The sequence below is a fragment of the Methanosaeta sp. UBA356 genome (assembly GCF_002496465.1).
In the GTDB taxonomy this organism is placed as follows: domain Archaea; phylum Halobacteriota; class Methanosarcinia; order Methanotrichales; family Methanotrichaceae; genus Methanothrix; species Methanothrix soehngenii.
In genome coordinates this window covers 1-13,432 of record NZ_DAKC01000134.1, presented here as the reverse complement: position 1 = coordinate 13,432, position 13,432 = coordinate 1, and the positions used below count along the sequence as shown (strand labels likewise).

The window sequence follows — 13,432 nt, the reverse complement described above, 5'->3', positions numbered from 1 at the left end:
TATTCACCTTCTCTGGGTAGTGTTTTTCCCCACAAAAGTCCATGCCTCGTCCATCTCTACCTTTGGAGTCTCTACATCCTTCAAGACAACTTCATTGACTTTTTCGCTATGCTTTGCCGCTTTCGAGATCCAGGTGCTTACCGTAGATGGTTTTGACTCAACGATCTCAGCTATTCCTAAAACGCTCATTCCACGCATGGCCATTTTTAGAGCCAGCTTGATTTTTTCTTCGTTTGTTCTTGAGTCATAGAATGCAGTGTTAGTTCTATCGCAGAATCTGGTGCCGCATGTGTGGCAAACATATTTCCTGACCTTACCGGAGCTTATCGTGTAGGTTCCGTACACAGTGACGTTACCTTTCCCAGCAATTCCAAATAGATTGCACTGCTCATTCGGACATGCTACATCTAAGAATCGAGGCTTTGGACCTCTTTTGCCCATTTTACTACACCCCATGCAGCATATATGAATAGGTTATATAAATAAAAACCTATTGCAGATTCACGACCCGAAATCTCGAATTCAGGAAAATAATGTGGGCTATAGCCATTCATACAACTTGGCTTCTACCATCTGTCAGTCTAATTGTTTTCTAAACTTGAGCCGCCTCTGAATTACATTATAGTTAGTTCTCTGGGGACCAATGGTTGCCTGCAAAAGTGCAGTTTCATTTCACTGATCTATCCATAATGGAAATCCATATGCAACTCATCCAACTATACTAAGCTTTTAGATAATACTCTTAAAAAATCCTGTCCAGCTATGACAACGACTTTTCTACGCTAATCAAGATCGCATCTCCGTCATGAGAACGATCTTAAAGGGCACCATCGCTCACTGACAAAATGAGATTTGCCTGGCACGAGGAGCATCTTGATATTTCATACCTTTTCACAATTTCCCTGCACAATTCCGATATCCTCCGCCATCTTTCTCAAATAGTTCCTTATATCCTCCCCGCCACGGCTATTCTGGAGGTGAGGCGACCAGACACGACTACAGAATACGAGCATTTCATTTCGAGCGCATATCCTTCGAAGTTGGGCCCTCCTCCCAACTTTCTGGCGGGCATAGATCCGGAGGCGAACCAACCCTCCGGCATAATCCTAAAAAAATCAGAATCGTTCTTAAATGAATTCAGGTGTAATATGAGGCAGATAGCCATTTACGGCAAAGGCGGAATCGGCAAGTCGACCACCACCCAAAATCTCACAGCAGCCCTCTCGACCATGGGCAAGAAGATCATGCAGATAGGCTGCGACCCCAAAGCAGACTCAGTGAAGATGCTCATGAACGGCAAGAGGCAGCCTTCCGTCCTTGACACCCTTCGAAAGGAGGGTGAAGTAGAGCTGGATGACGTACTGAAGACCGGCTTTGGAGGCATTCGCTGCGTCGAGTCCGGAGGCCCGGAACCTGGCGTGGGCTGTGCAGGTCGCGGGATAATCACCTCCATCGGCCTTCTTGAGAACCTGGGAGCCTACACCCCAGACCTCGACTACGTCTTCTATGACGTCCTGGGCGATGTGGTCTGCGGCGGCTTCGCCATGCCCATCCGGGAAGGAAAGGCCCAGGAGATCTACATCGTGGCCTCCGGGGAGATGATGGCTCTTTATGCCGCCAACAACATCTGCAAGGGCATCCAGAAGTTCGCCGAGTCCGGCGGAACGCGTCTGGGCGGCATCATCTGCAACTCCAGAAACGTCGACCGGGAGAGGGAGCTGGTAAGCGCTTTTGCCGAGAAGATCGGCAGCCAGATGATCCAGTTCGTGCCCAGGGACAACATCGTCCACCAGTCAGAGATCCACAAGCAGACAGTGATTCAATACGCTCCGGACTCAGATCAGGCCAAGGCCTACCTGGACCTCGCCAGGGCGGTCGATCTGAACCAGATGTTCGTTATACCGAAGCCGATGGAGTACGAAGAGCTGGAACAGGTCATGATGGAATGGGGTGTTGTGGAATGAAGATGATCCGGGCAGTCATAAGACCGGAGGCTGTGGATAAGGTCGCTGACTCCCTGGAGACAGGCGGCTTCACTGCCTTAACCCGAATCGAGGTCTTCGGCAGAGGCAAGCAGAAGGGCATCAAGGTTGGCAACGTTGTGTATGACAACCTCCCCAAGACCATGATCATGCTGGTGGTCGATGACGATAGCGTTGAGAAGTCAGTCAAGATCATCGAGGACAGCGCCAGGACCGGAAACATAGGGGATGGCAAGATCTTCATCAGCTCGGTAGACGAAGCCTATACCATCCGAACCGGCCAGAGAGGGCTTTAGAAAATGAAAGAAGTAATGGCCATCATCCAGCTGAACAAGATGGAGGCGACCAAAGACGCACTGGAGGTCATCGGAATTAGCAGCTTTACCGCCTACAAGGCTTCTGGACGGGGAAAGCAGAAAGGTCTGCAGATACCTCATCCAACGCCGCTGGATGAGAGAGATGAGAGGGATGAGAGGGATGAAAAGAGGATGAAATACATCCCCAAGAGGATGATCTCGGTTATGGTGGAAGACGAATTCGTTCCGGCTGTTGTGGCAGTGATCACCAAAGTCAACCGAACTGGAAACTATGGCGATGGCCGAATCTTCGTCATCCCAGTGGAAGAATCAATCAGAATAAGAACCGGTGAGAGTGGGAGCGTGGCCATATCATGAGCGGAGTCGAAAGAGAGCCAGTAACTATTGCCCGGAGCCGGCAGACGGTCGAAGGAATGGTGAAAGGACTTCCCCAAAAAACGCGGGACATCAGAAAAAAGCATGTTGTAGTCAAGGACTCCTGCGAGATCGAACAGAGGATCGAAGCCAACGACCGCAGCATACCGGGCATTCTGACCAACCGCGGTTGCGCCTACGCAGGCTCCAAGGGAGTGGTCTTCGGGCCGATCAAAGACATTCTGCACATCACCCACGGCCCCATCGGCTGCGCCTACTTCACCTGGGGAACGCGCCGCAACCTGATGAGCCAGGAGGAAGGCAGAGAGTGTTATTCGGGCTACTGCCTGAGTACAGACGTCAAGGAGACGGACATCGTCTTTGGTGCAGAAAAGAAGCTGGCCGTAGCTATCAGGGAGGCCTATGCTATCTTCAAGCCGGAGTGCATCTCTGTCTTTTGCACCTGCCCCATCGGCCTCATAGGCGACGATATCGAATCGGTCTGCCGAAAAGCAGAGGAAGACCTGAAGATCAAGGTGATACCGGTGAGATGCGAAGGCTACCGGGGCGTTTCCCAATCTGCCGGCCACCACATCGCCTCCAACGCTCTGATGGAGCATCTGGTGGGCACGGAGGAGCTGGAGAATCCCGGACCCTTCGACGTCAACGTCTTCGGAGAGTACAACATCGGTGGAGACTACTGGGTGGTCAAGGACCTTCTGGAGAGAGTGGGCTACCGCATAGTGAGCCCCTTCACTGGAGACGCCTCGTTTCACGATATCGCCAAAGCTCATAGGGCAAAGCTGAACATCCTGCTCTGCCACCGCTCCATCAACTACACCAACCGCATGATGGAGGAGAAGTACGGCATCCCCTGGCTGAAGGTCAACTACCTGGGTGTGGAGGATACCATTAAGACGTTACGCGATATGGCAGCGTTCTTCGACGATCCCGGCCTTACCAGAAGAACTGAAGCTGTGATTGACGAGGAGATGGCCAAGATCCAGCCGACGATCGATATGTACAGAAAGAGGCTGGCTGGAAAGAGGGTCATGATCCTGGTCGGTGGCTCAAGAGCGCACCACTTCAGGAACATGTTCGAGACTCTGGGAATGGAGGTAGTCGTGGCCGGATACGAGTTCGCCCACCGGGACGACTACGAAGGCAGAAAGATCCTCACCAGCATCGTCCACACCGGACGCTCCAAAGTCCTTGAGGACATCCACTACGAACGCGACCCGAACGTCGTCTCGCCGTATGACAACGAAGCGCTCCAGAAGAAGAAGGAGAACATTCCGAGGCTCATGGATTACGAGGGCCTGCTCCCTCACATGAAGGATGGCCAGATAATGATCGATGACTACAGCCATCAGGAGTGCGAGCGGCTGGTAAGGGAATTGGGGGTGGACCTCTTCTGCTCGGGGATAAAAGACAAGTACGTCTTCCAGAAGATGCACATTCCCTCCCGCCAGATGCACTCTTATGACTACAGCGGCCCTTACACCGGCTTTTCGGGCTTTGTGCAGTTCGCCAAGGACATCGACATGTCTGTGAATAGCCCCACCTGGAAATTTATAACCCCACCCTGGAGGCAGAAGAGTAATGCTTGACTATACACCAAAAGAGATGGCGCAAAGAGAGACCCTGGTCATAAACCCGGCCAAGATCTGCCAGCCCATCGGCGCCATCCTGGCCTATAAAGGCATCCACAACTGCATGCCCATCACCCACGGCTCGCAGGGGTGCAGCTCATACCTGCGCATGGTGTTGGCCCGCCACTACCGAGAGCCGACGCTCGCTGCTACCTCCTCATTTACAGAGGACTCGGTGGTATTCGGAGGCAGAAACAACCTCAAAGAGGCGGTTGATAACGTGGTGAACATCTATCATCCCGATGTTCTCGCCATCAATACGACCTGCTCCTCAGAGACCATAGGCGACGATGTCTCCTCCTTCATGGAAGAGATCAAAGAAGAGGAGTTCTTCGACCCCAATGTGCGTGTCGTCATTGCCAGCACACCCAGCTACGTTGGATCGCACATCACCGGTTATGACAATGCGGTAAAGGCCATCGTCCAGAGCTTTGCTCGCAGGGGATCGCCCAACGGCAAGCTGAATGTCATTCCCGGTTTCGTGGAGCCAGGAGACATTCGTGAGATCAAGAGGATACTTGGCATTATGGGCGTTCGCCATATCATATTCCCTGATACCACGGACGTATTCGACGCACCGATGTCACCCCAATCAGGCGGACTCTTTCCGCCGGGTGGAACAACCATCCCGGACTTGAAAGACGCCGCCAATTCCCGTGCTACCATAGCTCTGGGAAGGACTGCTGGCGCCTCCGGAGCCATGGTCCTGAAGGGCAAGTTCCAGATTCCCGCAGTCATCGGCCCCATGCCCATTGGCATTCGTAATTCCGATGCATTTGTGATGAACGTCTCCAGCCTCATGGATGTGCCCATTCCCCAGGAGATAGAGGAAGAACGAGGTCGTCTGGTGGACATGATGACCGATGCCCATCCCCACTTCCATGGCAAGAGCTTGGCTATCTTTGGAGACCCTGATACCGTCGCAGGACTGGTCAGCCTGGCAGTGGAGATGGGCATGAACCCCACATATGCGCTCACGGGCACTCCAGACAAGAAGTTCGAAGAAGAGGTTCATTGTGTCTCGCCTGACTGTGAAGCAATGATAGGAGACACATTCCTCCTGCACCAGAAGATCAAGAACAATCCGGTGGATATGCTCGTCAGTAATACCTATGGCAAGCTGATAGCCAGGGCAGAGGATATACCGCTGGTGCGAGTGGGGTTCCCCATAACCGATCGGGCCAATCTGCATTACTTCCCAATCATCGGCTACGCCGGAGCTGCCCGCCTGGTGGAGATGATAGGCAACGCCTTTCTGGAGAGGCGTGACAGAGACTCGGACGATACTCATTTCGAGATGATTCTGTAGGAAAACTACCATGAGCGTGATCAAGACCTTTGAAGGCAGAGAGGGTCACATATCCCAGAAAGCGGGCTATGATCCTGTGTCCCTCTCCTGCAGCAACGAGAGCCTCGCTGGTGCCGTCAGCCAGAGGGCATGCGTTTATTCCGGAGCCCGGGTAGTGCTCAATCCCCTCACCGATGCCCTTCATCTGGTGCACGGCCCCATCGGCTGTGCCAGCTATACCTGGGACATCCGGGGCAGCACCACCTCCGGCCCGGACCTCTATAAGAACAGCTTTTCCACAGACATGTCGGAGTTGGATGTCGTTTATGGCGGCGAGAAGAAGCTGGCAAGAGCCATTCGTGATCTGGCAGAGAGGTTTCATCCCCCGGCCATATTCGTCTATTCCACCTGCATCGTGGGGATTATTGGAGACGACCTGAAAGCAGTCTGCCGTAGCGCTACCGCAGAGCTTGGCCTGCCCGTCATTCCTGTCCGGTCGGAAGGCTTTCGCGGAAACAAGAATGAGGGCTACAAGGCTGCCTGTAATGCTCTATTCGAGCTGGTCGGCACGAAGGAACACAGGCCTGCCAGCCCCTATGCCATAAACCTACTCGGGGAGTACAACGTTGCCGGAGACCTCTGGGCCATTAAGCCTCTATTTGAGGAGATGGGGATCGAGGTGGTCGCCACATTTACTGGAGACGGCAGGGTAGCAGAGATCCAGAGATCTCATACCGCCCGGCTGAATCTGGTCCAGTGCAGCGGCTCAATGACCTACCTCGCAAAGAAGATGGAAGAGAGGTATGGCATTCCCTATCAGCACATCAGCTTCTTCGGCCTGGGGGATCTGGCATCAGCTCTGCGCTGCGCTGCTCGATTCTTTGCAGACCAGAGCATGCTGGCAAAGGCAGAGGAGATAATCGAACGGGAGACGGCTCGGGTCATGCCAAAGATCGTCTACTACCGTTCCCGGGTCCAGGGAAAGAAGGCTGCTATCTACATGGGTGGCGCTGCCAAAGCCGTCTCCCTGGTCAGGGCTTTCGAGGAGCTGGGAATGGAGGTGGTGATCATAGGAACGCAGACCGGTGACCGGGACGACTACCGGAAGATAAGTTGCATGGTCAGGGACGGGACGGTAATTGTGGACGATGCCAATCCTCTTGAGCTGAGGGAGCTGCTGGCAGTGCAAAAGGCCGATCTGCTGGTGGCAGGGGTCAAAGAGAGGTTTCTTGCTTATAAACTTGGAATCGCTTTTTGCGACTTCAACCACGACCGAACCACCAGCTTTGAGGGCTATGACGGCCTGGTAAACTTTGCCCAAGAACTGGATGCCAGCCTGAACAGCCCTGTCTGGAGGCTGCCCCTGCATAGACCAAGTCCTATTGCAGGTTCAAGAGGTTTGGAAATCGAGAAAGGTATCGAGAAAGCAGCAGAAGGAGGTGTACAGGCCGATGTCTGAGAGCTATTCCACAATAAATCCCTGCAATATGTGCATGCCCATGGGATCGGTCCTGGCTTTCCGGGGAGTCGAGGGGTGCATGCCTCTGTTTCACGGCTCTCAGGGCTGTGCTACCTATATGCGATTGTACCTCGCCCACCACTTCCGGGAGCCAGTGGATATTGCATCCTCGGCACTGAGCGAGAAGGGGACGGTTTATGGTGGCTCTGCCAACCTGAAGATGGGTCTGAATAACCTCATCATCGGTTACAGCCCCAAGGCCATCGGCGTAGCCACGACCTGTCTTGCCGAGACCATTGGAGACGACATCGTCCAGATCATAAATGAATTCCGTGCCGAGGAGAAATCCAATATCCCAATCATTCCAGTGTCCACTCCCAGCTATTCCGCCTCTCATGAGGAAGGATATGCCAGAGCGCTCCAGGCATTGGTTCAGAGCCTGGCCAGGAGAACAGAGCCCGGCGGCAGGATAAATCTGATCATCGGATCGTTTGTTTCTCCAGCGGATGTGCGCTACCTCAAAAATATGATTATTGATTGGGGATTTGCAGACGGGTTCATCCTGTTTCCCGATATATCTGAGACCCTTGATGCTCCGCGAGAGGAAAACCCGCCAAGGATCACAGAGGGTGGCACAACACTAGAGGATATGGTTGACACTGCCAACTCACGCTGTACACTGACCATCGGCGGGCGCTTCCAGAGCAGTTCGGCTGGGGGATTTTTGGAACGAGAGTTCAGAGTGCCGCAAACGGCTCTGCCCCTGCCCATTGGCCTTAAAGATACCGACCTATTCGTATCCATGCTGGAGGAGCAGACTGGAATTGCACTTCCCGAGAGATATGAGGCCCAGAGGGGCAGGCTGCTTGATACCCTGGCTGATGTTCACAAATACCTGGCAGGGGTCAGGGTGGCAGTTTATGGAGATTCCGATATTGTTCTAGGACTGACAAGGTTCCTCTGTGAGGCGGGAGCAATTCCGGCCGTTGTGGCAACCGGATTGAGAAGCACCCGCTTTGAGGCGGAGATAAGGGCGGCGTCTGAGGATGCCCTAATTCTCCTGGGGGCTGATTTCAGCCAGATCCACGACAAAATAAGGAATGCAAGAATCGACCTGATGCTGGGCACCTCCAATGGCCGTCAGATATCAAAAAAAGAGGGAATACCTCTGGTGCGGGTGGGGCTTCCCAACCACGATCGAGTGGGAGCAACGCGGCAGCTCCTGGTTGGGTACGAGGGTGCCACCCGGCTTGCGGATGCCATAACCAATGCTCTGCTGGATGAGAATAACCTTTGAACAATGGGGCATCATCAAGCAGCCGGACAGGCGGTCTTGCCATAAGGGTCTGGGCCACAGGTCTGAGAGCTCAGGATTTTGAGGTGATTTTGTTCCATCCGGCAAGGCTTAAATAAGTTTACATATTAGCTCACTAATTAGAGATAAGTTAGTGCATATGATTATTGAGAATATATCTGAGTATATTGAAATTAGCTGAAAGATCGAAGCATATTGAAGCATACCAAGATATAAATAATAATCGTTGCATTTCAGGAGGGCAAAGCTTTGATGAAAAAAAGTATATTTATCGCATTTTTTGCAGCCCTGGTCCTTTCCATGTCTGCAGGATTCGCCCAATCGCCGGATGAGCTCATAGTCTTTACAGCAGCTTCGCTGACAGGAGCTTTTGGCGAAATAGGAGAGATATACGAGAACGAAACCGGCATCCATGTGGCATTCAACTTCGACGGCTCACAGGCACTGCGCACCCAGCTCGAAAACGGTGCTTATGCCGATCTCTTCGCTTCAGCCAATACGAAGCAGATGAATGCCGTAAGAGAGAGCAGGCTAATGAACAACAGCAGCGTCGCCATCTTCACAAGAAATAAGCTCTCGCTCATCATTCCCAAGGATAACCCTGCAAAGATCACCAACCTCTCAGACCTCGCCCGGCCGGGTGTCAAGATCGTCATGGGAACAAAGGATGTACCGGTGGGCGACTATGCTCTGCAGATCATAGCCAGGCTTGGCAACGACTCTGCATATGGTCCGGATTATGAGAGAGATGTGCTGGCCAATGTCATCTCTCAAGAGACAAATGTCAACTACGTGGTGACCAAAGTGGCCCTGGGAGAGGCGGATGCCGGATTTGCATATGTCTCCGATGTCACCCAGGATATGATAAGCAAGATAGATAAGATAGTTATCCCGGACGAATACAATATCATAGCCGAATACCCCCTGGGAATGCTTATGGAATCAAAGTATCCTGCCGAGAGCCAGAGGTTCATGGATCTGGTGATGTCGGATGAGGGAAGGGCGGTCCTGGAAAAGTACGGCTTTGATCCCGTCGAAAGCGAGCCTGAGGTGCGTGAGGAGACTGCTTCGGCAACAGAAGCTGCAGCTTAACCGGATGATCTCTTTTTTTTTTGAGCCAGGGACAGAAATAAAACCAAGAGAATTTAATGAAGAGATCGAGTAACCAATGGCTTCCAATCAGATAGATATCAATCGTCTCGGCAAAAGGGATCTTGCTGAGCTGGCAGGTCGGGGGCAAGAGAGCATCAGCATCCTTTCCAGGGTGAGGGAAGTGGCTCTAAAAGCGGGTTTGGCCCTCTTGCTGATAATTGCCATGGCCTTCATAGCTCTGCCTGTAGTCGCGCTCTTCCTCAGGAGCCCTCTGGACACTACTCTCCGATCTCTTCATGATCCAGTGGTAATGGATGCACTCAGACTCAGTCTTATGACCTCCACGGTGACCACCATCACTGTGGTATTAATGGGAACGCCTATCGCCTACGTCAGCGCTCGATTTCGATATTTCGGCAAGGAGCTGGCCGACTCCCTGATTGATCTGCCTGTTATCATGCCTCCTGCAGTGGCAGGAATTGCCCTGCTCATGGCCTTTGGCCGGATGGGAATATTGGGCCGGCACCTGGACGGTTTGGGAATTAGCATCGCCTTCACCACTCTGGCGGTGATCATGGCCCAGGTATTCGTCTCCAGCCCCTTTTTCATCCGCCAGGCGAGGACGAGCTTCGAGGATGTGGACATTGCTCTTGAGAATGCGGCTCGGACCCTTGGGGGTTCACGGGTCTACACCTTCTTTCATGTCATCCTGCCTATAGCCGTCAACGGCCTCGTCTCCGGGGCCATAATGGCCTTCGCCCGCTCTCTGGGAGAGTTTGGAGCTACCATCATGTTTGCCGGCAACTTTCAAGGCAGGACGCAGACCATGCCTTTGGCCATCTACACAGCCATGCAAGGCGATCTGGACGTCTCCCTGTGTATTGCCATAATATTGGTGGCCATTTCATTTGTGGTCATATTCCTGGTAAAGACTCTGACCCGGCGGGTGTATAAGAATGCTGGAAATTGACATCAAAAAGAGGCTTCGGGATTTCGATCTCGAGGTTAAGATGATGATCAAAGAAGGCGAGATCCTGATGCTGGTGGGAGATAACGGCTGCGGGAAGACAAGCCTGCTGAATTTAGTGGCAGGGCTAGAGGACCCGGACAAGGGCAGGATAGCGCTGGACGGAAGGCCGCTGTTCGATTCCGGTCTGAAGATCAGCGTCGCCCCTGAAGGGAGGAATATCGGATATGTCTTTCAAAGCTACGCCCTCTTTCCTCATATGAGCGTATATGATAATGTGGCCTTCGGCCTGCGGACCAGAAAGCTTTCCCGGAAGGCTATTGATTCCAGAGTAATGGAGCACCTGAAGGCTGCTGGGCTCTGGGATATCAGGAAGGCCAGGGCAGTAGAGGTCTCGGGAGGGCAGAGGCAGAGGGTAGCACTGGCGCGGGCATTGATAATCGAGCCCGATCTGCTATTGCTGGACGAGCCGCTATCTGCATTGGACGTGCGCAAGCAGGCAGCCATGAGAAAGGAGCTTCGGGAAAGGATTCACGCCTGCCATGTGCCGAGCATCATAGTCACCCATGATCTGAGGGATGTGGCTTCTATTGGAGATCGGGCCTGTCTCCTGGAGAGGGGAAGGATCGCTCTCACTGGAGGCGCAGATGAGGTTATGGGCTGGGGAGAGGGCTTGCAGGATAGAGAAGGAGAGCCGGTATGAAGATATTGAATGGGATAATTCATTTAATATTTTAGAAAGATTCCATAATCCAAAAGATTCATTAGGAGTCCAGTCCTAACACGATAATGTAAATCCTTGTCGGAGGAATTTTAATCGGATCAACTTTTATAATCATCCTGATAGTCACCTTTTTAGGAGGCATAATCAGCGAAGGAGCCGCAGGATATGAAAATGATAATTCAACTCTGCTGATTGAGGAACAGGAGCGGGAAGTCCTTATCAATATAACAAATGAAGAGAGATTGGAGCTTGAGGGCGGATACGAGCTGGTGGTTAAGTCAATTGATATTGACGGCAATAGGGTTTATTTGGAGCTATACAAAGACAAAGAGATGATTGATTCCAGGATTATCGTGCCAGCAAACCAGGTTGACGATGAATTCGTCTATTCCCGACCTGGAACGTCTAATGAAATAAGGGCAAAATTAAAAAATTCCTTCAGAAGCGCTTATCAGAATCTTGCTACAATAGTGGGAATATGGCAGAATTCAGAAGACAATCCTGATCGTATATTGATAAACAAATCTCAATTAATAATATTGTCTTCAAAAGAGTCAATAAAATTGGAGGAGGGATACGAGTTATTCATCAAGTCAATGGACATCGAGGGAGACAAAATTTGTCTTGAGCTGGATAAAGATGGGAAATTGGTTCATGAAGAGGTGATCATACCGCCTAACGATGTTGATGACATCTTCCACTATTCCCGAGCGGGAACATCTCATGAGATATTGATCCACTTTAAAAACGTTTTGAGAACTCCGGATCAGGATCTGGTCACAATAGACCGAATCTGGCAGAATTCGAAAGACAATCCCGATCGCATTTTAATAAATGACTCTAGATCAATGACATTGAGCTCACAAATGCCCCTGGAACTACAGGAAGGTTATGAGCTGGCGATCCGGTTCGCAGATATCGAGGGAAATAAAGCGTACCTTCAGTTTAGCAGAGACGGAGAAGTAATTGACTCTAAGCTGATCATACCCGCAAATGAGGTTGACGACAACTTTGTCTACTCTCAGGCAGAAGCGTCCAACCAAATAAAGGTTCACTTCAAAAACGCTTACCGAGGCACAGATCATTCATTGGCTATGATAGATGGGATTTGGCAGACTTCAGGGATGGATCCCTATCGTATACTGATAAATGACACTCAATTGAGAACGGTGAGTTCAAGGTTTGGCTTGATGCTAGAAGAAGGATATGAGTTGGAGATTCAGTCCATGGACCTCGATGGTAATAGAGTGTACGTGGTGCTTGTCAAGGACGGAGAAATAGTTGCTTCTCAGGTGATCATGCCAGCGAACGAAGGGGATGATACTTTCATCTACTCCTATCCGGGAACCCCACAAGAAATAAGAGTTCGCTTCAAGAACGCTTTCAGGGGCGCAGATCAGAACCTAGCTACAGCAGACGGCCTCTGGCAGACTTCAGAGGTCAATCCTGATCTTATATTGATTGACGACCCCCGATCCCGTACAATGACTTCAGGGACGACTTTAGCTTTGGAGGAAGGATACAAGCTAGCTATTAATTCCATAGACATAGATGGAAATAAAGTGAACCTGGATCTCTACAAAGATGAGATTGTTATCGATTCCCAGGTGATCATACCGGCGAACGAAGTTGATGATACTTTCATCTACTCCTGTCCGGGAACATCGCAAGAAATAAGAGTTCGCTTCAAGAACGCTTTCAGAGGTGCAGATCAAAGCATGGCTACAGTAGATAGCCTCTGGCAGACTTCAGAGATCGATCCCAATCCAATATTGATTAACGACACCAGATCCCAGACAGTAACTTCAGGGACACCTTTAAAATTGGAGGAAGGATATGAGCTTATTATCCCGTCCATAGACATTGATGGAAATAAATTATACCTGGAGCTCTGTAAAGATGGGATGGTGGTTGATTCGCAGGTGATCACACCAGAGAACGAGGTTGATGATACCTTCATCTACTCCAGGCCAGAAACATCGCAAAAAATAAAAGTTCACTTCAAGAACGCTTTCAGAGGCGCAGAACAGAGCTTGGTCACAATAGACAGTATCTCGCAGTGAATCTAATGGATGGGGGGAGCATAGATCAGGCTGATCCCCTTCTTATCCTTCTTTCCCACCGCCCTTAGGTTCATCGCCTTTTCAAATCACCGTCTTACCCGGATACCGTTGCTCTCCAGATAGTCCTTGACCTGGCCCACAGTGTACTCTCCCCGGTGGAACATTCCTGCGGCCAATGCAGAGTCGGCTTTTGCAACGGTGAACGCCTCCAGGATATGC

Annotated in this window: 12 protein-coding genes; 11 read left to right on the top strand and 1 reads right to left on the bottom strand. The window is 51.4% G+C overall.

From position 1 onward, the window contains the following. Positions 1–3: 3 nt before the first annotated feature. Positions 4–441: a hypothetical protein gene (locus BP727_RS13070; RefSeq protein ID WP_286859251.1), complete on the bottom strand. Its 438-nt coding sequence runs from the start codon at positions 439–441 to the stop codon at positions 4–6. A gap of 707 nt (positions 442–1,148) precedes the next feature. On the opposite strand from BP727_RS13070, the gene cfbC reads away from it, so the two are divergent. The 11 genes from cfbC (at position 1,149) to BP727_RS13015 (ending at position 13,213) form a co-directional block, all read left to right on the top strand. Further along, a complete protein-coding gene (cfbC, locus tag BP727_RS13065; RefSeq protein ID WP_286859249.1) occupies positions 1,149–1,964 on the top strand; it encodes a Ni-sirohydrochlorin a,c-diamide reductive cyclase ATP-dependent reductase subunit in 816 nt (271 codons plus the stop codon). Then, positions 1,961–2,278, top strand: a complete 318-nt coding sequence (locus tag BP727_RS13060) for a P-II family nitrogen regulator (RefSeq protein ID WP_013718498.1) — start codon at positions 1,961–1,963, stop codon at positions 2,276–2,278. Before cfbC ends, BP727_RS13060 begins: the two co-directional genes overlap by 4 nt. A gap of 3 nt (positions 2,279–2,281) precedes the next feature. Continuing rightward, a complete protein-coding gene (locus BP727_RS13055) occupies positions 2,282–2,656 on the top strand; it encodes a P-II family nitrogen regulator (RefSeq protein WP_286859247.1) in 375 nt (124 codons plus the stop codon). Next, on the top strand, positions 2,653–4,263 hold the full coding sequence (gene nifD, locus BP727_RS13050; RefSeq protein WP_286859245.1) for a nitrogenase molybdenum-iron protein alpha chain: 1,611 nt from the start codon (positions 2,653–2,655) through the stop codon (positions 4,261–4,263). Before BP727_RS13055 ends, nifD begins: the two co-directional genes overlap by 4 nt. Next, the gene (nifK, locus tag BP727_RS13045) at positions 4,256–5,614 is read left to right on the top strand and encodes a nitrogenase molybdenum-iron protein subunit beta (RefSeq protein WP_286859243.1); all 1,359 of its coding nucleotides are present in this window, start codon (positions 4,256–4,258) and stop codon (positions 5,612–5,614) included. The genes nifD and nifK overlap by 8 nt, the downstream gene beginning before the upstream one ends. Positions 5,615–5,624: 10 nt before the next feature. Further along, positions 5,625–7,052 carry a nitrogenase iron-molybdenum cofactor biosynthesis protein NifE gene (gene nifE, locus BP727_RS13040; RefSeq protein ID WP_286859240.1) on the top strand — a complete coding sequence of 476 codons (1,428 nt, stop codon included), beginning with the start codon at positions 5,625–5,627 and terminating at the stop codon, positions 7,050–7,052. Then, positions 7,045–8,349 carry a nitrogenase component 1 gene (locus BP727_RS13035; protein ID WP_286859237.1) on the top strand — a complete coding sequence of 435 codons (1,305 nt, stop codon included), beginning with the start codon at positions 7,045–7,047 and terminating at the stop codon, positions 8,347–8,349. The genes nifE and BP727_RS13035 overlap by 8 nt, the downstream gene beginning before the upstream one ends. Before the next feature lie 318 nt (positions 8,350–8,667). Beyond that, the gene (gene modA, locus BP727_RS13030) at positions 8,668–9,459 is read left to right on the top strand and encodes a molybdate ABC transporter substrate-binding protein (protein WP_286859235.1); all 792 of its coding nucleotides are present in this window, start codon (positions 8,668–8,670) and stop codon (positions 9,457–9,459) included. Positions 9,460–9,535: 76 nt separating this feature from the next. Next, positions 9,536–10,429 carry an ABC transporter permease gene (locus tag BP727_RS13025; RefSeq protein WP_286859233.1) on the top strand — a complete coding sequence of 298 codons (894 nt, stop codon included), beginning with the start codon at positions 9,536–9,538 and terminating at the stop codon, positions 10,427–10,429. Then, positions 10,416–11,129, top strand: coding sequence for a sulfate/molybdate ABC transporter ATP-binding protein (locus BP727_RS13020; RefSeq protein ID WP_286859231.1), 714 nt, complete (start codon positions 10,416–10,418; stop codon positions 11,127–11,129). Before BP727_RS13025 ends, BP727_RS13020 begins: the two co-directional genes overlap by 14 nt. 92 nt (positions 11,130–11,221) lie before the next feature. Next, complete coding sequence (locus BP727_RS13015; protein WP_334114653.1) at positions 11,222–13,213, top strand: S-layer protein domain-containing protein; 1,992 nt, start codon at positions 11,222–11,224, stop codon at positions 13,211–13,213. Positions 13,214–13,432: the final 219 nt, after the last annotated feature.